The organism is Mycobacterium leprae TN, assembly GCF_000195855.1.
Classification (GTDB): Bacteria; Actinomycetota; Actinomycetes; order Mycobacteriales; family Mycobacteriaceae; genus Mycobacterium; species Mycobacterium leprae.
Genome location: NC_002677.1, coordinates 1,062,988 through 1,087,238, shown reverse-complemented (window position 1 = coordinate 1,087,238; position 24,251 = coordinate 1,062,988). Strand labels below are relative to the sequence as shown.

At 61.5% G+C, this 24,251-nt stretch carries 19 protein-coding genes and 1 pseudogene; 5 read left to right on the top strand and 15 right to left on the bottom strand.

The window, feature by feature from the left end; translation table 11 throughout:
• Positions 1-208: 208 nt before the first annotated feature.
• The 13 genes from ML_RS04620 to ML_RS04560 all read right to left on the bottom strand — a co-directional run bounded on the left by ML_RS04620 (position 209) and on the right by ML_RS04560 (position 16,988).
• Positions 209-1,234, bottom strand: a complete 1,026-nt coding sequence (locus ML_RS04620; protein ID WP_010908023.1) for a cell division protein FtsQ/DivIB — start codon at positions 1,232-1,234, stop codon at positions 209-211.
• Positions 1,231-2,718: a UDP-N-acetylmuramate--L-alanine ligase gene (gene murC, locus ML_RS04615; RefSeq protein WP_010908022.1), complete on the bottom strand. Its 1,488-nt coding sequence runs from the start codon at positions 2,716-2,718 to the stop codon at positions 1,231-1,233. The genes ML_RS04620 and murC overlap by 4 nt, the downstream gene beginning before the upstream one ends.
• Entirely contained in the window at positions 2,715-3,938 is a 1,224-nt protein-coding gene (murG, locus tag ML_RS04610) for an undecaprenyldiphospho-muramoylpentapeptide beta-N-acetylglucosaminyltransferase (RefSeq protein ID WP_010908021.1), read from the bottom strand. The genes murC and murG overlap by 4 nt, the downstream gene beginning before the upstream one ends.
• Entirely contained in the window at positions 3,935-5,539 is a 1,605-nt protein-coding gene (ftsW, locus tag ML_RS04605) for a putative lipid II flippase FtsW (RefSeq protein WP_010908020.1), read from the bottom strand. Before ftsW ends, murG begins: the two co-directional genes overlap by 4 nt.
• 6 nt (positions 5,540-5,545) lie before the next feature.
• Positions 5,546-7,018: a UDP-N-acetylmuramoyl-L-alanine--D-glutamate ligase gene (gene murD / locus ML_RS04600; RefSeq protein WP_010908019.1), complete on the bottom strand. Its 1,473-nt coding sequence runs from the start codon at positions 7,016-7,018 to the stop codon at positions 5,546-5,548.
• Between the two features lies 1 nt (position 7,019).
• Positions 7,020-8,099 (bottom strand): phospho-N-acetylmuramoyl-pentapeptide-transferase, encoded by a 1,080-nt coding sequence (gene mraY / locus ML_RS04595; RefSeq protein ID WP_010908018.1) that lies wholly within the window; start codon positions 8,097-8,099, stop codon positions 7,020-7,022.
• Complete coding sequence (locus ML_RS04590; protein WP_010908017.1) at positions 8,096-9,649, bottom strand: UDP-N-acetylmuramoyl-tripeptide--D-alanyl-D-alanine ligase; 1,554 nt, start codon at positions 9,647-9,649, stop codon at positions 8,096-8,098. The genes mraY and ML_RS04590 overlap by 4 nt, the downstream gene beginning before the upstream one ends.
• The gene (locus ML_RS04585; protein ID WP_010908016.1) at positions 9,646-11,238 is read right to left on the bottom strand and encodes a UDP-N-acetylmuramoyl-L-alanyl-D-glutamate--2,6-diaminopimelate ligase; all 1,593 of its coding nucleotides are present in this window, start codon (positions 11,236-11,238) and stop codon (positions 9,646-9,648) included. Before ML_RS04585 ends, ML_RS04590 begins: the two co-directional genes overlap by 4 nt.
• 141 nt (positions 11,239-11,379) lie before the next feature.
• On the bottom strand, positions 11,380-13,407 hold the full coding sequence (locus ML_RS04580; protein ID WP_010908015.1) for a peptidoglycan D,D-transpeptidase FtsI family protein: 2,028 nt from the start codon (positions 13,405-13,407) through the stop codon (positions 11,380-11,382).
• Positions 13,404-14,537 (bottom strand): cell division protein FtsL, encoded by a 1,134-nt coding sequence (gene ftsL / locus ML_RS04575; RefSeq protein WP_010908014.1) that lies wholly within the window; start codon positions 14,535-14,537, stop codon positions 13,404-13,406. The genes ML_RS04580 and ftsL overlap by 4 nt, the downstream gene beginning before the upstream one ends.
• A complete protein-coding gene (gene rsmH / locus ML_RS04570) occupies positions 14,534-15,652 on the bottom strand; it encodes a 16S rRNA (cytosine(1402)-N(4))-methyltransferase RsmH (RefSeq protein WP_010908013.1) in 1,119 nt (372 codons plus the stop codon). Before rsmH ends, ftsL begins: the two co-directional genes overlap by 4 nt.
• A 127-nt stretch (positions 15,653-15,779) precedes the next feature.
• Entirely contained in the window at positions 15,780-16,211 is a 432-nt protein-coding gene (mraZ, locus tag ML_RS04565; RefSeq protein WP_010908012.1) for a division/cell wall cluster transcriptional repressor MraZ, read from the bottom strand.
• A 372-nt stretch (positions 16,212-16,583) separates the two neighbouring features.
• Positions 16,584-16,988, bottom strand: coding sequence for a DUF3040 domain-containing protein (locus tag ML_RS04560; RefSeq protein ID WP_010908011.1), 405 nt, complete (start codon positions 16,986-16,988; stop codon positions 16,584-16,586).
• Positions 16,989-17,304: 316 nt separating this feature from the next.
• Between ML_RS04560 and ML_RS04555 the strand changes: the two genes are divergently transcribed.
• A complete protein-coding gene (locus tag ML_RS04555) occupies positions 17,305-17,937 on the top strand; it encodes a GNAT family N-acetyltransferase (RefSeq protein ID WP_010908010.1) in 633 nt (210 codons plus the stop codon).
• 158 nt (positions 17,938-18,095) lie between these two features.
• On the top strand, positions 18,096-18,728 hold the full coding sequence (locus ML_RS04550; RefSeq protein WP_165443169.1) for an LppM family (lipo)protein: 633 nt from the start codon (positions 18,096-18,098) through the stop codon (positions 18,726-18,728).
• Here ML_RS04550 and ML_RS04545 read toward each other — a convergent pair.
• A complete protein-coding gene (locus tag ML_RS04545; RefSeq protein WP_010908008.1) occupies positions 18,725-19,639 on the bottom strand; it encodes a mycobacterial-type methylenetetrahydrofolate reductase in 915 nt (304 codons plus the stop codon). The two genes, ML_RS04550 and ML_RS04545, sit on opposite strands and share 4 nt — an antisense overlap.
• A gap of 284 nt (positions 19,640-19,923) precedes the next feature.
• Between ML_RS04545 and ML_RS04540 the strand changes: the two are divergent.
• Positions 19,924-20,964, top strand: a pseudogene (locus ML_RS04540) (polyprenyl synthetase family protein).
• 91 nt (positions 20,965-21,055) lie between these two features.
• On the top strand, positions 21,056-22,495 hold the full coding sequence (locus ML_RS04535; RefSeq protein ID WP_414085526.1) for an alpha-(1->6)-mannopyranosyltransferase A: 1,440 nt from the start codon (positions 21,056-21,058) through the stop codon (positions 22,493-22,495).
• Here the strand turns inward: ML_RS04535 and ML_RS04530 are convergent.
• The gene (locus tag ML_RS04530; protein WP_010908006.1) at positions 22,492-22,896 is read right to left on the bottom strand and encodes an Rv2175c family DNA-binding protein; all 405 of its coding nucleotides are present in this window, start codon (positions 22,894-22,896) and stop codon (positions 22,492-22,494) included. The two genes, ML_RS04535 and ML_RS04530, sit on opposite strands and share 4 nt — an antisense overlap.
• Positions 22,897-23,021: 125 nt before the next feature.
• Here ML_RS04530 and ML_RS04525 point away from each other — a divergent pair, with 125 nt between their 5' ends.
• The gene (locus ML_RS04525) at positions 23,022-24,251 is read left to right on the top strand and encodes a protein kinase domain-containing protein (protein WP_172591956.1); all 1,230 of its coding nucleotides are present in this window, start codon (positions 23,022-23,024) and stop codon (positions 24,249-24,251) included.

Genomic DNA, 24,251 nt, shown 5'->3' with positions numbered 1-24,251 from the left:
TGGGTGTGGGTTCCTCCCGGCGGTGTGTCTACTTGGCAAACCATCAACCTCAACCATAGACTTAGAGTTATGTCAAGTAGCTCCGTGTAAGCAGCACCGTATGGCTACGACGGGTGTTAACCGAGCAGGCGCGCCGATGCGCCACGGTTTTTTTCTGCGGTCTATCATGATGCCAACGCCACGTTTGACGGGTACATACCCGGTCGCTCTATTTCACGGTCGGCAAATCAGGGCTAGACACGTCGTATGTCCGTCCGGGCTGCGTCAATAGCGCAGCCAGCTTCTCGGCTTTCTCCTCGGCGCGGTCGGTACTCCCCCAGATCACCGCCCGCCCGTCCGTCAGGATAAGGGTGATCGACGACACCGACGGAGCTGCGATCCGGGCCACCTGACTTACAACCTCAGGACGCAACGCGAGCAGTACCACCAGCGCAGCCTTGGTCGCCGGATCGATCGGTCCGGGATGACCGACATCGATATAAGGCAACGCCGGTGGTGGCGGAGCGGTCGCAAAGTCGACGCCATCGCAGTCAAAAAGGTGCGGGCCATCGGGAAAGTCCTTCACCACCACCGGCACCCGCTCAACAATGGTAATCCGCAGCGCTGAAGGGTACTGACGCTGTGCCCGCGCGCTAGCCACTCGCCGGATCGCTGCTACCTGATCAGCTACCTGGTTGGTGTTGATCTGCAGGAGCGGTGTCCCAAGCTGCACCCCGGCCGCGTCGAGGACCTCCTCGCGGGTCACCGTCTCAATCCCGGTGACCACGATGTTGCGCACTGACATCGCCGGCGTTACATAGAGGGCCAACCCAAGCCCAAAACCGGCGATACTAAACATCACCGTAGCGAACAGCGTCTTCAGGCCCCGAACAACCCCGCGCGCAACCGGTTTGGGAGAGTTGGCCTCGCTGCTCATCTGCCTATGAATACGGTGTTTGGCCTCACGGCGGGCTTCTTCGATCGCGATGGCACACGCCTGCGCGGCACGGCGCTCAGCCCGCTCACGGCGGGCCCGTCGGCGAGGCCCCTCGAACTCGTAGCGGTCATACTGCGCTGGCTCGTCTCGCGTTAGGGTCGTGACCGGTGCAATGATCGCAGCATCGACCAAGGCTCTGGAGGTCCCCGCCACCACACCCGAATCGCCCGGTTGTCCCCCGCAAACGGGCGGCACCCCCACTACAGCCCACATCGTCGCCGAATGGTTGACTGGTGCACCCTCGTCCGTCTCTGTCACTGCAACACTCCCGAACAGCCGGGAGTGTTGCAGTTGGCCCGGACCCGCAGCGCGGCAACGATCTCCGGCCCCAGCAGGCCCACGTCGCCGATACCCATCGTAACGATGACGTCGCCGGGGCCAGCCGCAGCAGCAACCTCTATGACGACCGCCGAATAGTCTGGTATATAGCGCACCGGCACGCTGACATGTTTAGCAACACTAGCTCCGCTGACGCCAGCAAGCGGTTGTTCGCGGGCACCGTTGACACCAACGATGAACACCTCATCGGCAGCACTCAGGGCACGACCAAATTCTCTGGACAAAGCCTTTGTCCGCGAATATAGGTGGGGCTGAAACACCACGATGCAGCGTCCGCCGCCGCTCTGCTCAAGCATTATACGGAACGCCGCTAGCGTCGCGCTGATCTCCGTTGGATGGTGTGCGTAGTCGTCGAACACCCGCACCAGCGAGTTTGAGGCCTGGCCGACTCCTGAAGTCCCAACCAGTTCGAAGCGGCGACGCACACCCCTGAAACCAGCCAGCCCGTCGAGCACTTCATCGGTCGACGCACCAATCTCGATCGCCGCCAGCAACGCACCTAGCGCATTGAGCGCCATGTGTCGCCCAGGTACCGGTAGCCGCATCACCCGTGAGTTTGGTTGACCAGCCAACTGGATGTGCGCGACCGCTCCGGTGCCCTGTTGCTCCCACGACAACAACCTGGCGGCCAAGGTCTCACCTATCCGGTCGTCGGAGCCGTAGCGCAACACCCGGATCCCAAGCTCGGCGGTGCGCCGGGCCAGCGCGGCCGCCCCAGGATCGTCGTTGCACACCACGAGCGCTCCCCCCAGTGCGAATCGCTCCACGAAGGAGTCGAACACCCTGATATAAGCATCGACACTACCGTAGAAATCCAAGTGATCGGAGTCGATGTTGGTGACCACCGCTACGTTGGGCGTGTATTCCAGTAACGAGCCATCGCTTTCGTCGGCCTCGGCAACGAAGCAGGCGCCGAGGCCGTGGTGGGCGTTGGTGCCCACCACGGCAAGCTCACCGCCAACCACGAAGGATGGGTCACATCCACAGTGCTGCAGGGCCACAACGAGCATCGACGTCGTCGTAGTCTTGCCGTGTGTGCCAGCAACCATCAGCGTGGTACACCCATCCATCAGCCTGGCCAACACGGCCGATCGCAATAGAACCGGAATGCCGCGCCTCCGGGCTTCGACCAGCTCGGGGTTAGTCTTGGGGATGGCAGTGCGGATGGTAATGACTGCGGTAGCGCCGCCAGGCAGCAAGTCCAGCAATGACGCATCATGTCCGATGCGGATCAGCGCGCCGCGCGCCCGCAGTGCGTGCACAACACGCGACTCCTTGGCATCTGAGCCAGACACCAGACCGCCCCGGTCTAACAGGATGCGCGCAATACCCGACATCCCGGATCCCCCAATGCCCACCATGTGCACCCGCTGCAACTCGGGCGGCAACTGGCCGGCGTTCACGGTTTCCCTCCGGCCGACCGTCCTGACGCCGTGTCACGCTCTGCACGTGCCAGATCCAGTGCCACCTTGGCGACATGATGTGCCGCATCGCGATGTCCCACTCGCGCGGCGGCCGCCGTCATTGCCGCCAGCTGCGCCGGATCGCTGAACAACCTGACAACTTGCCGCGCCACCAGACCGGGCGTCAAGTCAGCGTCGGCGACCACCAGGCCGCCGCCGGCGTTAACCACCGGCAGTGCATTGAGCCGTTGCTCACCGTTGCCAATTGGGAACGGTACATAGATGGCTGGCAAGCCGACGGCCGACACTTCGGCGACCGTCATTGCTCCGGACCGACAAATCACCAGGTCAGCGGCGGCGTACGCTAAGTCCATTCGGTCAAGGTAGGGCACCGCGACGTACGGCGGCTCACCGTACTCGGGTGTGCGCAGCTCGAGGGTGTTCTTGAGTCCGTAGGCATGCAGCACGGCCACTCCCGAGGCGGCCAGGTCCTCGGCAGCACCGGCAACCGCCCGATTCAGCGAAACTGCACCCTGAGAACCACCGAAAACCAACAACACCCGCGCGTCGTCGGTGAAGCCAAAATGCTTGCGGGCGTCAGCTCGCAATGCCGGGCGGTTCAGCGTAGTAATGGTCGCGTGGATCGGCACTCCCACCACCTCGGCACCACGTAATCCGGAACCGGGTACTGCCGAAAGCACCCGTTCGGCAGTACGCACACCGACACGATTGGCGATGCCGGCCCGGGCGTTGGCCTCGTGAACCACCACCGGGATACGACGCCGCACCCTGGGGATACCACGTGCGGCGAGGTACGCTGGCAGTGCCACGTACCCACCGAAACCCACCACCACATGGGCCTCGACGACTTCGAACACCGCGCGGGTCTCTCGGACGGCACGCCACACTCGTAATGGGAGCCGGGCCAGGTCGCCGGTAAGCTTACGCGGCAATGGCACCGGTGTGATCAACTCGAGGTGGTAGCCACGCTCGGGTACTAGCCTGGTCTCCAGCCCACGCGAAGTGCCCAACGCGGTGATCCGGACCTGTGGATCCAGCGCTCTGAGTGCATCGGCAACGGCCATTGCGGGCTCCACATGGCCGGCGGTACCGCCGCCCGCCAGCACAACCGACAAGGGGGGATTAACCGATAATGCGGCATCGGCGACCGGCGGGCTGCCCCTTCGCCCGCGGGTCGGCTCCCTAACCGAGTTGTTCACCCGTAACGCTGACCTTCGAATACACGAACGCGCGGTGTATAACGTTGACCGGCACGCAGCTGACCAGCTCTATACTGCCCTGATCGGTGCTCCAGTCGATCAGCCACTCGGGGGAATGCCGGCCGCAGCGGCCGGTCAGGCTCCCGGGGGGCTTTGCGGGCGGGCTTGCGGCCAACCGACGCCTTGCCGGGTTGCGGGCGAACCTGTTTGCGGTCGCGGAACGTCTCCACCCGGGGTGGCAGATACGGCACCGGCAGCGGCAGCCGTAGCAGCTGGTTCACCTTGTCATCACGCCCGGCCCGCAGCGCCGCCACCGCCTCTGGCTCGTGGCGAGCCGCGTTGGCCATGATGCCGATCATGAAAAGTATTGCTGCCGCCGATGTTCCACCGGCAGAGATGAAAGGCAGCTGCAAACCAGTCACCGGCAACACCCCGATCACATAGCCGATGTTGATAAACGCCTGGCCCAGCACCCACATAGTCGTGGTGGCGGTCAGCAGCCGCAGGAAAGGATCGGCCGACCGCCGCGCGATCCGCATTCCAGTGTAGGCGAACAGCCCGAAAAGTCCCAACAGTCCCAACGCACCAACCAAGCCGAGTTCCTCGCCGATGATCGCGAAAATGAAATCGTTGTGAGCGTTGGGCAGATAGTTCCACTTGGCAACACCCTGGCCAAGACCGTCGCCGAAAATGCCTCCGTGGGCCAGCGCGAATTTTGCTTGCCGAGCCTGGTAGCCGGTGTCTTGAGGATCGGCCTCGGGATTCATCCAGGACCGCACCCGTTCTGACCGATAACCCGCGGACATCGCCAGGATCGCTCCCGCAATAAAGACCGCGAGCAACGATGTGATGAAAACGCGCAGCGGCAGCCCAGCGTACCAGAGCAGGGCCAAAAGGATGATGCCCAGCGACACCGTCTGCCCGAGATCAGGCTGAGCCACGATCAGTCCCAGCGCGATGACCGCGGCCGGCACCAACGGAATAAGCATCTCGCGCAGCGACGCTCGTTCCATCCGGCGAGCAGCCAGCAGATGCGCACCCCAAATGACGAAAGCAATCTTGGCCAGCTCGGAAGGCTGCATCGAAAAGCCGGCGATCACAAACCATTTACGCGACCCGTTGGCGAGATTGCCAATTCCCGGGATGAGCACCAGCACCAGCAAAATGATGGTGATGACATAACTAAAGAATGCAATGCGCCGGATGAACCGTATCGACATCCACAATGAGGAATAACCACCGATGAGACCGATGATCGTCCACAAAACCTGTTTGCCGAAAATGATCCAAGCCGATCCGTCGTCGCCGTAGGACCGCACACCTGAGGCCGACAACACCATTATCAGACCTAATGCCGTCAGCAATCCAGCCACAGCAATTATCAGATGAAAGGAGGCCATCGGCCGGCCCAGCCAGGCATCGAACCGAGTCTGAGGGCCGCGTACTCCGGCCCTCAGAGAGCCGGCTCTTTTGGCCTCCGCTTCGGACACTTCGCCGGTCGTAGCAGTGCCGGGCTCAACCGCCTCCACGGTCGTGGCGGCCTGCACACTGTTGTTATCTCCCGTGCCCCGACCCCTATCCCGACCCAGCGCGTTACCCACGCCCACCTACCGGATCGCTGCGCGCACGGCAGTTGCGAATGTGTCACCGCGGTCGGCATAACCGCTAAATTGGTCGAACGACGCGCCGGCCGGTGCCAGCAGTACGGTGTCACCAGGTTGGGCTAAATCCCGGGCCGCCGCCACGGCCGCAACCATCACGCGAGTACCGATAGTCCCGCCAACATCACTGATGCTTATCACATCAGTACCAGAAACAACGGCAACCGCATGCATACCAGCATCCTCGCCTGCCACAACCTGGACAACGGGGACATTGGGCGCGTGTCGTGATAACGCCTCGGCAACCATCGCGCGATCTCGGCCGATCAGCACCGCGCCGACCAACTGAGGCGCCATGCGCGCAACCTCCGCATCGACAGACGCACCCTTGAGTAGGCCACCGGCCACCCACACCACACGCGGGTAGGCTAATACCGAGACAAGAGCTGCGTGCGGGTTGGTGGCCTTGGAATCATCAACGTAGCGGATCCCGTCAGCAACGGCTACCACCTCCGCCCGGTGTCGGCCCAGCCGAAACAATGCGACCGCGTCGGCGATCGCGGTCGCCCCCACACCGACACTGCGGGCCAGTGCCGCAGCGGCCAACGCGTCGAGAACTCCGACCGGGCCCGACACCGGTATCGACGTAACCGGCATTAAGGCCAGGTCTTCAGCAAACGCACGATCAACGAGATAACCGTCACGCACCCCGAGCTCGCCCACAGCTGGTTCTCCGAACCGGAAGCCGACCCGTACCGGCGCTACTGTCGTGCTCAGCAGTGCCGCGGCCCGGCTGTCGTCCAGCCCAACCACCGCCACCCGGCCGGTCAGCACCCGAGCCTTCGCCATGGTGTAATCGGCCATTGTCGAATGCCAGTCGAGGTGGTCTTCGGCAATGTTGAGCACCACGCCGGCCTCCGGCCGTAGCGAAGGAGCCCAGTGCAGCTGAAAACTGGACAGCTCGACAGCAAGAAAATCCGAGGGTTCGGCGAACTCAGTTAAGACATCCAGCACCGGGCGGCCGATGTTTCCACACAGCAGGCTACGCCGGTTATCTGCCGCCAACATCGCGTGCAGCATTGACGTCGTCGTCGTTTTACCGTTCGTACCCGTCACCACAAGCCAGCGACGTGGCGGCCCGTAGTAGCCCGCGGCATCGAGTCGCCAAGCTAACTCCACATCGCCCCAAATAGGCACCCGCGCCGCCGACGCGGCGACGAGCACGGGGGTGGTCGGCGCGAAACCTGGACTGGTGACCACCAGGACGTATTTTCTTCCCCGCTCGAACATCTGTTGTGTGGCGGTAGCTGCACTCACGGTAGCCACCCCGTTGTCGGCGTATTGCTGCAGGGCGGCTGGGTCGTCGTCACACAGCGTTGCCGCCATGCCAAAACGGGTCAGCGCCGCCAGTACCGCCCGCCCGGTCACCCCGCCACCAGCTACTAATACAGGCGCGCCCGGTACCAGTGTGTCAAGCACGTCAAGCGCCAATGGTGGCTAGCCACTCGCCATAGAACAGGACCACGCCCAGACCGCAAGCGATCGCTGTGAGCAGCCAAAAACGAATGATCACAGTGGTTTCGGCCCAACCGGCCAATTCGAAATGATGGTGGAACGGCGCCATCCGAAACACCCGACGACCAGTGGTCCGGAAAGCCAGAATCTGCAATACAACCGAGGTGATTTCGGCAACGAACAGCGAACCCAGCACGACCGCAAGAATCTCAGTGCGACTGGTGACCGACAAGCCAGCGATCACGCCACCCAACGCTAGGGACCCGGTATCTCCCATGAAAATCTTGGCCGGTGCGGCATTCCACCACAAAAAGCCAATACACGCGCCCACCGTCGCAGCTGCAATCAACGTCAGGTCCAGCGGATCGCGCACATTATAGCAACCCAGTCCCGGCGCCGTCACGCACGCATTGCGATATTGCCAAAAGGTGATCAAAACATAGGCGGCGGTGACCATCGCCATACTGCCAGCGGCCAGCCCGTCTAAGCCGTCGGTGAAGTTGACCGCATTTGACCAGGCACTGACGATGACCATGCAGAACAGCACGAATAACGCCGGCGCCAAGGTGACGGTCGCAATCTCACGCACGTAGGACAGATCCGCGCTGGCCGGTGTCAAGCCGGCGCCATTGCGGAACTGCAACACCAGCACCCCGAACAGCACCGCGGCTGTTATCTGCCCGACGGTCTTGGCTGTCTTGTTCAACCCGAGGTTGCGCGACCTGCGGATCTTGATCAAGTCATCGAGGAATCCGACGCCGCCCAGCGCAGTAGCCAGACCCAACACCAGCACACCCGACGCCGATACGCCTTCACCATCGAACGCCAAGCCTGCCAGATGAGTGCCCAGGTAGCCGGCCCAAATGCCGGCGACAATGGCAACACCACCCATAGATGGGGTTCCCCGTTTGTTGTGGTGGCTGGGTGGGCCGTCTTCACGGATTTCCTGGCCGAAGCCGTGTCTGGTGAACAACCGGATCAGCGCTGGGGTCAACAGGATAGACACAACCAGCGCGACTGTGACAGCGACAAGGATCTGTCTCATGGGCGGATGGCCCCGTCGCCCACCAGTACATCAGCCAGCGCTCCTAGGCCGACCGAATGCGACGCCTTGATCAGGACCACGTCGCCGGGTCGTACTTCAGCCCGCAACAATGTCAGGGCAGCAGCGGGGTCGGCCACATTAACCGTCTCTAAACCCCAAGAACCTTCCATAACCGCTCCGCGGTGCATGGCGTTTATCGACCTTCCCCCTCCCACGACAACGAGTCGAGACACATCTAAGCGCACCGCTAGCCGGCCGATGCGATCGTGTTCGGTTATCGAGTCCTCTCCAAGCTCGGCCATCTCACCCAACACCGCCCAGCTTCGTCGAGCACAAGAACCTGGCTGGTTCTTATCATGGGTCCCACCATGCGCGATCCAGGCCAAAGCCTGTAGCCCGGCCCGCATCGAGTCGGGGTTGGCGTTGTAGGTGTCGTCGATCACCGTCACCCCGTCAGCGCGCGTGGTCACCTGCATCCGATGCCGCGACACCGGCCCTGTCGCGGCAAGCGCGACCGCCACTTCCTCGACGCTAGCACCGCATTCCAGTCCGACCGCAGCCGCGCACAAGGCGTTGGCGACCTGATGATCGCCGTACACGCCGAGTTGGATTTCGGTGGCGCCGGCGCGTGGATCTCGAGTATGCAGCGTGAAGCGCGGCCTAGCAAGTTCGTCGAGCGACACCGGACCAGTCCAAACGTCTGGGCTGTTTGGTGACCCCGGATGGCTATAACTACCGCGACTAACCCGAATCACGCGGGCCACGGTCGCGTCAGCCATCGCCGCCACCGCCGGGTCATCGACGTTGAGTATGACCACACCGGACTGCATAATAGCTTGCGGAAGCTCGGTTTTAGTTCGCGCGATGGCTTCCCGGGAGCCAAACTCACCTAGGTGCGCAGTGCCGACGTTGAGGACAACCCCTATCTTTGGTGGGGCGATCGCCGCCAACGCGGCAATATTACCGGGACGGCGTGCCGACATCTCCAGAATCAAATAGTCCGTGCTACGGGTTGCACGCAACACTGTCCAGGGATGACCCAGTTCATTGTTGAACGACTCGGGTGGCGCCACCACCTCACCGAGCAACTCCAGCACGACGGCCACCAAATCTTTGGTGGATGTCTTCCCCGACGATCCGGTAATCCCAATGATAGTCAGCCCGCCAGCTACCAGCTCCGCGGCCACCGCCTTGGCCAACTTAGCCAAGGCGGCCAGCACCGCCGCGCCCGATCCGTCTGCATCGTGCTCAAGCACCCCAGTCAGCCCGCCGTCACCCGTGCGAGGGTCAGGAGCAACTACGATGGCGGGAACGCCGACCGGCCGGGCAGCCAACACAGCCACCGCACCGGCCGCTATCGCCGAAGCAGCATGGTCATGTCCGTCCGAGCGGGCCCCCGGCAAGGCCAGGAATAGACCGCCGGGGCCAACAGCCCGCGAATCAAATTCCACGCTGCCGGTGACGCGACGCTCGGCGGCCTCCTCGGGAGAGATATCGACCAACGCGCCACCGACGATCTCGGTAACCCGGGCAACCGTCAGGTCGATCATTGGCACGCTCGCCCAGGCGCAGGAAGCAGTCGGGCGTCACGGACCTGCAGCGCCCGAGCCAGCTCCACCCGGTCGTCGAAGGGGCAGGTCTCGGCAGCGCCCCGCTGCCCGGTTTCATGACCTTTGCCCGCCACCAACACCACGTCATCAGGACCCGCCCAAGCAACCGCGTATTGGATAGCAGCCCGCCGGTCACCAATCTCGACGACCTGCGCCGCACCGCCAGCCGCGACAGTGCCGGTCAGAATGTCACGACGAATTGCCGCCGGATCCTCGCCACGCGGGTTGTCATCGGTCACGACGACCAAATCGGCTAGCTCAGCGGCAATCTCGCCCATCGGAGCCCGCTTGCCCGGGTCACGCTCGCCCCCCGCACCGAACACCACTGCCAGCCGATGGTCCGGCTGCAGTAGGGCGGTCAACACTGAGTGTAACGCTCCTGGCTTGTGCGCATAGTCGACCAGTGCAAGAAAATCTTGGCCGCAGTCGATCCGTTCCAGTCGTCCGGGGATTCGGATGTCCCGGAACCCCAAGGAAGCCTGCTCCGGAGACACCCCAACAACGTCTAGAATCGCCAGGGCGACAAGACAATTAGCGACGTTGTAGCGGCCGGGTAACCGAATGCCGACCCGGTGCTGGACACCGGCGGGGTCTACGGCGGTGAACTCCTGGGCTCCGACACCCGGTGACCTAATGTCCGTCGCGCGCCACGATGCGGGTTGACCTAGGGCGCTGACTGTGATGGCGTCACCGGCCCGGGCGGCCGTCGCGCGCCCAGCGTCATCGTCGATGCATACCACGACGGTGCGAGCCCGCAGCAACGAGTGCGGATCGAACAGCACCGCCTTGGCTTCGAAATACTCCTCCATGTCGGGGTGAAAATCGAGGTGGTCGCGAGACAAATTGGTGAAACCGGCCACTGCGAACTGGGTGCCTTCCACCCGACCCAGACTCAACGCGTGACTAGACACCTCCATAACCACGGTTTCCACACCGCGCTCGACCATCGCCGCGAGCATCGCCTGCAGCGCAGGAGCCTCCGGCGTGGTCAGAAAGCTAGGGATGTCGGCACCGTCGATCCGAATGCCGATGGTGCCGACTAGCCCGACCACTCGCCCACCAGCCCGTAAACCAGCCTCAACCATATAGGTGGTAGTCGTCTTACCCGATGTTCCAGTAATCCCAACAACCGTCATCCGGTTGGAGGGATGTCCATATGCCGCGGCGGCAAGACCGCCGAGCACGCTGCGGGGTTCCGGATGTATGAGTATCGGCACGCTGCTGGCCTGGGCTGTCAGCTCGGCGACCCCTGCAACGTCGGTAAGCACCGCGACAGCACCTCGTTCGAGCGCAACGCCGGCATACCGAGCGCCGTGTGTGGATGCACCAGCCAATGCAGCGAACAGATCACCGGACAGCACCTCCTGGGCCCGCAGCGTCACACCGGTCACCGGAATGTCTGGGACAGTCGCCGCCTGCCCGGGGCCGTCGGCCAGCACAGCACCAACCTGAGCCACAAGCTCAGGGAGCCGCACCCCCGCAGTGGCGCTGGGGCGCAACCTAACCGGCACCGCCACCACCTCAGTCACACCTCCGTCAACCATGACTAGCCATGACACCCTACCCGGACACACCGGCTCCAGCACAGGGCGGCGAAATCGCCGCTAAAGCGAAAATTAGCGAGTAGACGTCACCGCTCACTAATGCCGATGTCGGCTACGCTCACACCGCTAGGTGGCCTGCAGCGTCAACGGTGGTCCCGGATCCGGTGACAGCGGCACGTTCTCACGCTGCATCAGCCAGCCCGCGACGTTATGGAAAAGTGGGGCCGCACTGTGACCGGGCGTACCGTCCGCGTTGCGCTCAGGGTTGTCCATCATGGTGCCGATGACGTAGCGGGGATTGTCGACGGTAGCCATTCCAGCAAAGGTAATCCAGTAGACATCGTCGAAGTAGCATCTGCAGGCGGGATTAACTTGCTGCGCAGTACCTGTCTTGCCGGCTATCTGATAGCCGGACACCCCGGCCGCGGGACCAGTACCCTGCTGGTAACCCATCGGATCTTTTTGCACCACAGCGCGCAGCATCTGCCGCACGGTCTGGGCAGTCTGCGGCGACACCACCCGAATGCCGTCCGGCCGCGGTTCTTGCGTCCGCGTACCGTCAGCTGCGTTAGTAGCCTTAATGATCCGCGGCGGTATCCGCACCCCGTCATTGGCAATGACTTGATACATTCCGGTCATCTGCAGTAGAGTCGTCGAAAGACCTTGCCCTATAGGCAAATTCGAAAAAGTGCTGCCCGACCATTGGTCGACGGACGGTACCAACCCCTCGCTTTCACCGGGCAGCCCCACGCCGGTGAGTTGACCTAACCCGAACTTGCGGACCATGTCGTAAAAGCGTTCCGGACCGACACGCTGGGCCAGCATCAACGTACCGACGTTGGAAGACTTTCCAAACACTCCAGTGGTGGTATAGGGCATCACACCGTGCTCCCACGCATCATGGACGGACACACCACCCATCTGGATCGAGCCAGGAACCTGCAGCACCTCATCGGGAGTGGACAGCCCATATTCAATGACCGCGGATGCGGTGATGACCTTATTCACCGAGCCCGGCTCAAATGGCGAGGAAACTGCCAAGTTACCCAGCTGCTTACCACCTTGGCGCCCAATGTCTTGCGACGGGTCGAAGGTGTTGTCGTTGGCCATGGCAAGTACTTCGCCAGTCTTGGCATCCAGGACGACGGCCGAAACATTATGGGCACCGGACAAGTTCTTTGCCTGCTGCACCTGCTGCTGCACGTAGAACTGGATGTCGTCGTCGATGGTGAGCTGGACGGTCGAGCCGTTAACCGCCCGGTGCCGATTGCGGTAGCTGCCCGGGATTACCACACCGTCGGACCCGCGGTCGTAGGTGACCGAACCGTCGGTTCCGGACAACACGGAGTCCAGGGAGTCCTCAAGACCCAGCAATCCATGCCCGTCCCAGTCGATGCCGCCGACGATGTTGGCCGCTAGTGATCCGCCCGGATACTGGCGCAGGTCCTGCCGTTCAGAACCAACTTCGGGATATTTGGCGGAGATCGCCTCGGCGACGGCAGGATCGACGGCGCGCGCCAAATAGACGAAACTGTCGTTGCTTTGCAGCTTCTTCAGCAACGACGGACCGTCGGGCTTGTTGCTCAACCGACCCGCGACCTCCTTGGCGATATCTTGTAGGCGCTGCTGCGGGTCAGGAGCGGATGGCGTTTTCTGTTTGGCTTCCTCCAGCTGCTGGCGAATTTTCTTCGGCTGAAACGTCAACGCGCGCGATTCGATAGTGAAGGCAAGTTGCTCGTTGTTGCGGTCGGTTATGCTGCCGCGAACCGCCTTTTCGACGTCAGTTACCCTGAGCTGTCCGGCCGCCTGAGCACGCAGACCCGCGGCATTTGAAACCTGTAGGTTGAACAGCTGCGTCGCCGCCACCAGCATCAACGCGAAGATAACCACGTTGCCACCCCGATGCCGGAAGATAAAAGATGGACCGTAAGTTCCTATTTCGACCACCTGCCGGGTGCGCCGCTTCCGAGCTGAACGACCCTCCGTCACTGCATCCGCCGCGACTGCTGAGCGAGATTTTTTGGTGTCCTTGGCTTTCCTAGCTTTCTCTGGTTGGCGAAGCCGCTTGGGTTGCCGAACGGGCGGTGTGCTGGAGCTGTTCCCCAACTGTGCCGACCGCGACGAGCATGGGCGGTGAGCGTCGCCGCGTCTCACCGCGACGTCCCTGGCGCTGTGGCCGTGACGGGGCCGAACTGCTCGCTGTTAACCGGCGTGGGCACCGGGCTCGTCGATATAACCGGACTCGTGACTGCGGGAGACACCAGCCCCGGTTGCAGCCGAACCGGCACTTCCGTTGGTGCCGGCGCGGGCACTGGGACGCGCATAGTGCTGCCTGGAATTGGCAGTCCCGGCGTCGGCATAAACCCCGGGACCTGCACCTGCGCAGCGGCCGGCCCGTTAAGCATACCAGGTAACTGCGGAAGTTCTTGGGGTAGGTGTTGGCCTCCCAAAGTTGTTGCGCCGTCGGGAACGCGCAACCACATCTGCGGTCCAGACCTCGCCGGCGGGGGTGGCCCACCGGGGCCCGGTACTACCCTAACCGGGACTTCCAGGGGAATTTCCGGCGGTTTCAACGACGGAGGACCTGCGTCAGGAAGCTTCGTGTTCAACGGCGGCGGCGGAACGCCGTCAGCCGGCTTGGGCGTACCTACGACCACCCAGTTACCGCCCGGGCCCTGGACCAAGTGGGCAGTATCCCTGGTCGGGATCATGCCCTGCTTGCGAGCGGTCTCGGCCAGTGCCGGCGCGGATTCGGCTTCCCGCACATCACGTTCAAGCGCTTCCTTCTGCTGTTGCAGCATCCGAGCCTGTTCACGGGCATCACCCAGCTGGTACGAACGCTCAGCAGAGTCAGTGGACAACCACAGCGTCAGGCCCAACCCAACGCCGAGAGAGCTGATTACCAGCACGACAAACGGAACTTTGTTCACCAATGTCCGTGGCCGCAGATCTATCAATGCCAACCGGGCGATCAAACACTCACCCAACCGAGGACGGACAACCTTGGGCGCCTTGGCTTTCCGTGCCTTTGCCCGCGCCTTAGCCTGCGTGGTGTTTCTGGGGCGAGCTGGACGTTCGACCGGTCGGGACATCGGGCTGGTTCGTGGTCCAGACTTCGGCACCCCGACCTCACGGGCGGAAGCCGAGATCTTGCCAGCGTGCGTTCGGAGGCGACGTGACCCCGCCTCATTAGCAGTGCGCTTGCCACTGCGGGCAGCACCGTCGCGTCCACCCGGACGGCCACTGTCACCACGGCGGATCGGCGTGTCGCGCTGAGCCTTCATGAGTCGCCCCTCCTGGTTGGCTGCTGCGGTTCCACTCCATGCTGGGTTCGTTGCAGAGCCCGTAATCGCACGGCGGCACTGCGGGGATTACATTCGATCTCGGCGGCATCTGCGTGTTCAGCGCCACGCGTCAACAACCGGAATCGCGGTCCATGGCCCGGAAGTTCGATCGGGAGGCCCGCCGGTGTGCGGGAGGAGACCGCGTCGGCAAACACGCGTTTGACAATCCGGTCTTCGAGCGACTGATAGGCTAGCACCACGAGGCGCCCGGCCACAGTGAGCGCATCCAGCGCAGCGGGAAGGACGTTACTCAGCGAGTTCAACTCGTCGTTGACCGCGATCCGCAACGCCTGAAACGTGCGCTTGGCCGGATGGCCTCCGATGCGCCGGGCCGGTGCTGGAATCGCCTGGTACAACAGAGCTACCAGCTCGGCGGTCGAAGTAAACGGGGTGTGGGCACGCCGGCGGACGATGTGCGCAGCGATGCGGCGCGCGAATCGCTCCTCACCATACCGGCGAAGGATATCGGCTAATGCGGCCTCGTCGTAATTATTGACGATGTCGGCCGCGCTAACCGGTGACCACGGGTCCATCCGCATGTCCAACGGCACGTCTTGAGCGTAGGAAAAACCCCGCTCGGCACAGTCCAGCTGCATGGACGAAACACCCAGATCGAACAGCACACCATCGACCGATTCCACTGCGGCATAACCAAATTTGTTCAGTGCTACAGCGAGGTTGTCATAACGCGTGTGGATTAACGTGACCCGGTCGGCAAATCGCATTAGCCGAGTCCGGGCGATATCCAGGGCGCTCGGGTCGCGGTCAAGTCCAATCAGCCGCAAACCCGGAAATTCGGTCAGGAATCGCTCTGCGTGCCCACCAACACCGAGAGTGGCATCCACCAGGATCGCATTGGACCCGTCAGCGTGATGGCGGGTCAACGCGGGGGCAAGCAGAGTGACACACCGTTGCGCAAAGACGGGCACATGCCCGAAAACACTTGAGCCGTCAACCACCTCGCCACCTCCCCGGGTCTGGCGGCACCTGTCGCTCCTCGGAACCGCCCCGAAGAACGCAAATATCCCCGCATCGTGGTCTCTGTCCGAAGGCACGACCCTGGCGTTGGGGAAGTACGCCAGGGTCGTGCCTTCGGACAGAGACCACGATGCGGGAGCATGCGCCTTAGATCTCGTGGCGATCGCAAGCGCGGCGGAGCCGGATGCAGCGAGTAACCACGCATTAGATGATGTCGCCAAGTGCTTCATCGCTGGCCGCGGAAAAGTTCTCTTCGTGGGTCTGTTGGTAGTCATGCCAAGCCTGTGCGTCCCAGATTTCAAGGTAGTCGACGGCTCCAATCACCACGCAATCCTTAGAAAGGTTGGCATAGCGACGGTGGTCGGCTGACAACGTGATCCGGCCTTGCATGTCGGGATGTTGTTCGTCGGTCCCAGCAGCGAGATTGCGCAAGAACGCCCTGGCTTCGGGGTTACTTCGCGACATCTTGCTAGCGCGGCGCGCTAGCTGTTCGAATTCCGCCCGGGGGTAGACAGCCAAGCTGTGGTCTTGGCTCTTGGTTACCATCAACCCCCCTACCAACGCATCGCGGAATTTAGCGGGCAAAGTAAGCCGCCCCTTGTCGTCGAGTTTGGGCGTGTGGGTGCCGAGAAACACCTGCTGACCTCCCGCCAAGACCGAGCCCCGCCTCGCCCAAACACTTCAGTCACCATACCCCACAATCCACCACTTTGCCCCATAAAGACCCATTCAACAGAGTGTCGCGGTCGAATTTTCGCGGTTATTCACCACTTCGAGGTCGACCCAGAGGCACCCGAGGACACCTCCCGGCCCAATCGGGACATCGGTAAAACGCATTTCAAAGCCCTAAACACGGGACAGTCACCCTGTTGTGGCCCAGTAGAGCTTGGATTGTGCCTTTCACGGCTCACTATGCTCCCGAATCGGACTAACAGTGAGCTCGGGGAACGATAACGGGGCAGCCACTGGCTGCCCGTTTATATGTGGGTAGGTCGGCTGGAGGTTCCGCTACTCATCGAAGCGGCGCCGGAACCGATCCTCCATACGACTGGTGAACGATCCCGCCGCGCCCTTCGAACGACGCTGACGCGATGTCCCAGGCGCCAAACCCGGGTGGTCCTCCCTGCCGGACAACCGTGAACCAGTAATGGCAAACAACACACCACCAAACATCACGACAAAGCCAAAGACGCTAAGAATCGGAAAGCTTCCAATCATGGTGGCCTTGAATGCAACCCCGCAAACCAGCATCCCCAGACCAATGACGAACAACGCCGCGCCTTGCGTACGCCGCCGCGCGGTCGGCACACGCAACCCCCCGCCACGTACACTCGACACGAATTTGGGGTCTTCGGCGTAGAGAGCGCTCTCTATCTGATCGAGCATTCGCTGCTCATGATCGGAGAGTGGCATTCGTCCCTCCCTGCCAGCAGGCTAACACGTAACTATCGATAAAACACAGATGTCCGTTGTGTGGGCAACTAACTTTCGATGATACGAGGTCAATCTATGCCATACCACTGGTTCGCAGGCGATTCTATCCAAGCCGCACCGCCACGACGACACGGCCCGGAATCCCCGTAGGCCATGAACTACTTACGGAAGCAAGCCGGGATCATCGATATATTGCCACACCCATTCGTTGGTCGACGGCCATGCCATCCGATAATAATGATAGACACATCTCACCCGGTCATCGCATATTGTATATTGAGGAGGACACCACGAGTTGGCGATATTCCTCATAAATTTGTCGCCAAACGAAATGGAACGGCGCCTCAACGAGGCCCTGGAAGTCTATGTCGACGCGATGCGGTACCCACGGAACACCGAAAATTTGCGTGCCGGAATATGGCTGGAGCACATCCGGCGACCGGGTTGGCAAGCGGTGGCCGCCGTCGAAGTCAGAATTGAAGTAGCAGACGTAGCCGACATGGCCGACGGCCCTGCCCATCCGGCGCCATCAGCTGACGAACTGAACAACGCGCCATTGCGTGGCGTGGCCTACGGCTACCCTGGTGCACCAGGTCAGTGGTGGCAACAACAAGTTGTCCAAGGCTTGCAACGCAGTGGCTTGTCAACACTTGAAATCGCCCGACTGATGAACAGCTATTTCGAGTTGACCGAATTGCACATTCATCCTCACACCCAAGGCCGTGGCATCGGCGAAGCATTAACCCGCCGGCTGCTCGCGCATCGCCGTGAAAACAACGTGCTGCTCTCCACACCAGAAACCAACGGTGAAACCAATCGAGCTTGGCGACTATACCGGCGGCTGGGTTTCATGGACATCATCCGCCGCCACTACTTCGCTGGCGATCCACGGGCATTCGCGATCTTAGGTCGCACCCTTCCGCTGTAACAGTTGAGAGCCCCGACTTGCTCACCGGACGGGTCGCCAAAGCGATTCAACGAGTCTGGCACGATGACCTAGTGCGCGCCAGATTTCCCCCGCTGTTCACCCGAGGATGCACCGCTCAACGGCGGCGCACACTGACCATCGCGCTGCTGCTGGTGGCAATGGTGCCGTTGGCTACCGGATGCCTGCGAGTCACGGCCTCGATCACCATCTCACCTGATAACCTAGTGTCCGGGAAGATCATCGCCGCGGCAAAACCGAAAAATAAAAATGATGCTGGCCCCCAGCTTAACGACAATTTGCCCTTCAGCCAAAAGATAGCGGTGTCAAATTACAATAGCGACGGCTATGTCGGGTCACAAGCAGTGTTCTCCGACTTGACGTTCGCCGAATTGCCGCAGCTGGCCAACATGAACTCCAGCACCACCGACGTGACCCTGTCGCTGCGCCGCAACGGCAACCTGGTGATCCTGGAAAGCCGGGCAGATCTGACCTCGGTGACCGATCCCGACGCCGACGTCGAATTAACCGTCGCCTTCCCCGGAGTCGTGACGTCCACCAACGGTGACCGCATCGAGACCAAAGTCGTAGCGTGGAAGCTTAAACCGGGCGTAGTTAGCACCATGAGCGCACGCGCCCGCTACACCGATCCCGATACCCGTTCCTTCACCGGGGCCGCAGTCTGGCTGGGTATTGCTTCGTTCTCAGCTGCTAGTGTGGTGGTGTTGTTGGCCTGGAACGAACGGAAAAGCTCCGCGCGATTACAAATACCGCGCGACAGTTCATCCAGTTAAGTTGACTCGCCCGACTGTCCCACGCAAACCGGTGGCCAGTAGGCAACCATCTCCGCGAAGGTATCGAAAGCCGCTGGGGACATGCCATACGTCGCTTCGAAATGGATGCTCAGCGGAAAGCCTAGCTCAGCGACACCGTCTATCACGCGCTGGTACAGATCGAGCATGAGCTGTCGCTTTTGAGCAGGTTCGCTGCCCGCCAACCGCTTGACGAACTCCTGCTCATCGGCCACTGCGGCATTTCCCGAGTCCTGAATCAGCCAATTGATCAAACCGACCCGGCGTTCGGCCTTCGGCACAAAGCCAAACGACAGCAAGAGTTCGGGCCGATGGTCAGTGTGCTTGGCGAACTCGGTAAGAAAACGCACAATTGCATCGGAATACAGCAACTGGGTCATGCCGTAGGTCGCGCCCTGATTGCACTTGAAATTCAGCCGATCCTGCTCGCCGTCCCTGGTGGGGATGACGATCACGCCACGGTTAGCCACCAATTCACGGTACATCGACAAGGCGTCGGTTGGTGCGACACCGGAGCCCTCACCATCATTCATCGTGCGCGGTACGCCAACAAAAACCACACCCTCCATGCCGGCAGCGGATAGATCGGCGAGCCGCCGACCCAGCGATGCCTCGTCCATGAACGCTGTGACCTGAGTGCACAGCCCATTGACCCCGGGCAACTCCGGTCTGACTATCGACCAGAAGTCGAGCACGTCCAGCTTTGGCTTCATCGGAATGGGACGATCGTCTTCCTCGACGATCATCCCCGGAATCATCACGTGCCGAATCCGGCCGCTAAGGCCGGATTCGGCGGAGTATTGGACCACCTTGCACGCATCTTCGACTGCCCGCTCCTGACCGGCGTCCAGGTTCGGTGGCACCAACTCAAGCGCGATGGTGTTGAGGGTCACACGGCTCCTCAGGTATCGAATGACTATGTTCCGGTGCGCCAACCTATCGTGCTGGACCAGACCGCGCCAGCTAACGCAGGTCCCTCCGAACAGCATAGGCGCGAGCTAGGGAATACGTCGAAGCAACGTGGGCAACCACGGCTAATTGCTACCGCCCGAGCCACACGAAAACATCCACGGCGCCAATGCGGAATACACTGGACACACCTAACGGAAAGGGGCATCGAGCTGAGCGTAGAAGCAGTTACGACCGTCGAGTTGACCAGTGCCATTCAACCTGCCAATTGCGACAGTATCTGCGTGACCGGCGCGACAAGGCCGCTTACGATATGTGGCCCTGGAAACAGCGACTGCGGCAATTTGCTCGCCGGTCTCGAACGACTTTTGTGCTAAGCAAGAGCAAACGACTGCAGCCGGCCTTCACCTACTGAGGTGAGCAGGTCGTCACGATCTGGAACCCCAATAACGCTGTGCTGCTGTTGTTTTTCGAGTTGAAATTGCTGCATGCTTTCACGCTAATGCACGACGACGTGATCGACGAGTCCTCGACCCAGCGCAGCAGGTCAGCAGCCCACGTGCGGTTCGCGGCATTTCACCGCGGTCGGAATTGGCGGGGAACGCTCGATCAGTTCGGGAAGTCGGCAGCCCCCTGATCGGCAACCCGGCACAGGCCTGGACCCATGACAACGTCTCCCAAGTCTGCAGGGCAGACTGACCGCCCGACGCACAGTCGCGGGCCCAGTACGTATGGGACCGATATCCGCACCCAGGTGCTAGGCGGGGCAATACCTCGACACCGTTTCCGAGACCAGCGTCGTAAAGTCGATCGCTTCAGCGATGTTCGTCGCCATCTACAAGACCGCTTGCTACACGGTGTCGCTACCGCTAAAACTTGGACTAGCCGGCGCCGACAGACCCGACATCGCGGGCATCTTCAGCCAGTTGAGATGGATTTGGGGGTAGCGTTCCAGCTACACGACGATGTGCTCGGCGTGTTCGGAGATCCCGAGGTGACAGAAAAACCGTCAGGCGATGACCTGAAGTCCGGCAAGTGCACCGTGTTGGTGACGGAGGCAATAGCATTGGCAGATACATCAGATCCCTTGGCAACCAACCTGTTATGGACTTCGATTGGCACCACGCTCATTGAAACACAGGTGCGCGAACAACGCGACGTCATCGACGTCTATGGGCGCGTTGACCGCCACGGAGGACCGTATCTCCGCGCCCACCCAACTAAAGCACTGACCATGCTAGCGGCCGTACCCATCACGGCGACAGCCAAGGCAGGACTGTCCGAATTGGCTAACATGGCCACGAACTGATGCGCTTGAACCGATGACCACTCCTACGCACCTACCGGAAGCAAACTCGCCGACAAAACGATATATCCATCAATATTTTTCACAGCTTCGTATGTTCGCCGCCAGCCCGGAGTCCGGACCCGCAAAGCTTGGGTTGCTAGGTTCGCTGCTGATCACCACGGGCGGGTTGGGGGCAGGAAGCATCCGCCAGCACGACCCACTGCTCGAGTTGATTTGCATGTCCTGGCTGCGCTTCGGCCACGGACTGGTGCTATCGTCGATTCTGTTGTGGACGGGAGTGAGCCTGATGCTCATTGCTTGGTTACGACTGGGTCGACGTGTTCTAGCAGGCCAAGCCACCGAGTTCATGATGCGGGCCACCATCGGCTTCTGGTTGACGCCGTTGCTGCTGTCGGTACCGGTCTTCAGCCGGGATACCTACTCTTATCTCGCTCAGGGCGCACTGTTGCGCGATGGCCTGGATCCCTACCTGGTTGGTCCAGTAGGCAACCCGAATGCTTTGCTGGACAACGTAAGTCCCATTTGGACGATCACCACCGCACCCTACGGTCCAGCATTCATTCTGGTTGCGAAGTTCGTCACGCTCGCAGTGGGCAACAACGTGGTGACCGGAACCATGCTGCTGCGCTTATGCATGCTGCCCGGATTGGCACTGTTGATCTGGGCTACCCCTCGACTGGCCCAACATTTCGGCGCCGACGGCACAACCGCGCTGTGGACCTGCGTGCTCAACCCGCTGGTGCTCATCCATCTGATGGGCGGGGTTCACAACGAGATGCTGATGGTGGGCCTGATGACCGCCGGCGTCGCGCTGACCTTCCAGGGCCGCAATGTCGCGGGTACCGCCCTCATAACGGTCGCGATCGCAGTCAAAGCGACCGCTGGAATCTCGTTGCCCTTCATGGTCTGGGTGTGGATGCGCCAGCTGCATAACCGGCGAGGATACCGACCAGTCCAGGCTTTCTTGGCGGCCACTGCGACAGCACTGTTAATCTTCGCTACCGTGTTCGCAGTGTTGTCCACTGCGGCCAGTGTAGGCCTAGGGTGGATGACCGCGCTGGCCGGATCGGTGAAAATCATAAACTGGCTGACCGTACCGACCGCAATAGCGAACTTGGTCAACGTTCTGGCTAACGGTTTCTTCGCGACCGACTTCTACGGCGTACTGCGGATGACCCGGTTCATCGGAATCGTAATCATCGCGGTATCCCTGCCGCTGTTGTGGTGGCGATACCGGCGCGACGACCGATCCGCGCTGACCGGTATCGCGTGGTCAATGCTAATTGTGGTGTTGTTTGTTCCCGCTGCTCTGCCATGGTATTACTCCTGGCCACTGGCGGTAGCGGCGCCGTTAGCCCAGTCACGGCAAGCGCTGGCGACCATCGCAGGGTTTTCGTCCTGGATCATGGTAATTTTCAAACCCGACGGATCGCACGGCATGTATTCATGGCTGCATTTTTCACTAGCCACAACCTGCGCACTGATAGCCTGGCACGCGCTCTATAAGGCGCCCGAGACAGACACCGCTTAATACGCCATAGCCTGCGCTCGGCGCACTACTTCCCGAGCCTGATGGGTATGCAACGCGTCAACAGGACGGGCGTTGCTAACTACATCCCGACTGCCGTCGCGAGTGAGGGTAAGCGACGGATCTGGAGTGAATAACCAACGCACAATTTCAGTTTCATGAAAACTGCCATCATGCAGGATCGTCAATAGACCAGGCAGGCTTTTCACCACCGCACCAGAATTGGTGAAAAAGATCTGCGGCACTACCAGGCTATCGCCACGTCGCACCGCAACCAGATAGCCTTCGCACAGCTTTCGGTGCACCCTGCTGACCGGTATGCCGAGTAGCTCGGCGACCTGAGTCAGGTCGTATGTTGGCTCGTCGGGATCCAAAACGTCGTCGCCCGCTGGAATACTGCCCACCGCGCAAGTGTAGAGGCTGATACGCACAGTGCGCCTACATTCTCACGCTCAATACCCATTACCACACCTATGATGGTCCGGTGGCAGCCACTGAATTACCTGGCGCTTCCCCAAGCCGTGCCAGTCTGCATCAGGACCCGTTGGACAGCACGTTGCTCGATGGCCGTTACCTCCTGAAAGCCAAGATCGGCAACGGTGGTACCGCAACAGTGTACCGCGGCGTCGACATCCGGCTCGATCGCCCCGTCGCGGTGAAGGTGATGGACTCTCGCTACACTGGCGACGAACAGCTCCTGACCCGCTTTCAACTCGAGGCCCGCTCCGTCGCACGGCTGAAGGACCCTGGGCTGGTCGCAGTCTACGACCAGGGCATAGATGCCCGTCACCCATTCCTGGTAATGGAACTCATCGAAGGTGGCACGCTGCGCGAGCTGCTGGCCGAACGCGGCCCGATGCCACCACACGCCGTCGTGGCTGTGCTTCGCCCGGTGCTGGGCGGCCTGGCCGCTGCCCATCGAGCAGGCCTGGTGCACCGCGACGTCAAGCCCGAAAACATCCTGATCTCCGATGACGGCGACGTCAAGATCGCCGATTTCGGGTTGGTACGTGCCGTCGCAGCCGCTGGAATCACCTCGACAAGTGTAATCCTGGGGACCGTGGCCTACCTGTCCCCCGAACAGGTCCGCGACGGCGACGCCAGTCCCCGTAGTGATGTTTACTCTGCGGGGATTATGACCTACGAGCTGTTGACCGGGCACACACCGTTTACCGGCGACTCTGCGCTGTCGATCGCCTATCAACGGCTGGAGATCGATGTTCCCCGCGCCAGCACGGTGATTACCGGTGTGCCCCAGCAATTCGACGAGCTGGTGGCACGCGCGACGGTCCGCGACCCCAGCGGTCGATATGCCGACGCGATAGAGATGGCCGCTCAAGTGGATTCCATAGCGGAGGAATTGGCGCTGCCGCCATTCCGAGTACCGGCGCCGCGCAACACCGCCCAATACCGATCGGCGGCACTGCACCGCGGTCACATGGTCGAGCGGCCCGTTGAGCAACAGGTGCAGCCGGTCGTCAACGCACCCATGCCTCACTCCACTCGCCAGTTTACACGCAGACTAAGGGACTGCTCAGCGCCAAGAAGACCAGCTCGGCCCGATATCGACTCCCCCGAGGAATACGAGTACGAACCGGTTCCAGACCGATTCGCCGGTATCGCGATCAGCGAATTCATCTGGGCACGACAGCACGCCCGCCGGATGGTGCTGATTTGGGTAGGGGTGGTGGTGGCAATCGCCGGGTTGGTCGCGACAGTGGCATGGACAATCGGAAGCCACCTGAGCGGACTGCTGTGA

What these genes read in the sequence shown, in the direction of transcription:
- mraY (WP_010908018.1), bottom strand. Translation starts at nt 8,099, where the DNA reads ATGAGACAGATCCTTGTCGCTGTCACAGTCGCGCTGGTTGTGTCTATC.
- ML_RS04590 (WP_010908017.1), bottom strand. Translation starts at nt 9,649, where the DNA reads ATGATCGACCTGACGGTTGCCCGGGTTACCGAGATCGTCGGTGGCGCG.
- ftsL (WP_010908014.1), bottom strand. Translation starts at nt 14,537, where the DNA reads ATGAAGGCTCAGCGCGACACGCCGATCCGCCGTGGTGACAGTGGCCGT.
- ML_RS04560 (WP_010908011.1), bottom strand. Translation starts at nt 16,988, where the DNA reads ATGCCACTCTCCGATCATGAGCAGCGAATGCTCGATCAGATAGAGAGC.
- ML_RS04550 (WP_165443169.1), top strand. Translation starts at nt 18,096, where the DNA reads ATGGTGCCGTTGGCTACCGGATGCCTGCGAGTCACGGCCTCGATCACC.
- ML_RS04535 (WP_414085526.1), top strand. Translation starts at nt 21,056, where the DNA reads ATGTTCGCCGCCAGCCCGGAGTCCGGACCCGCAAAGCTTGGGTTGCTA.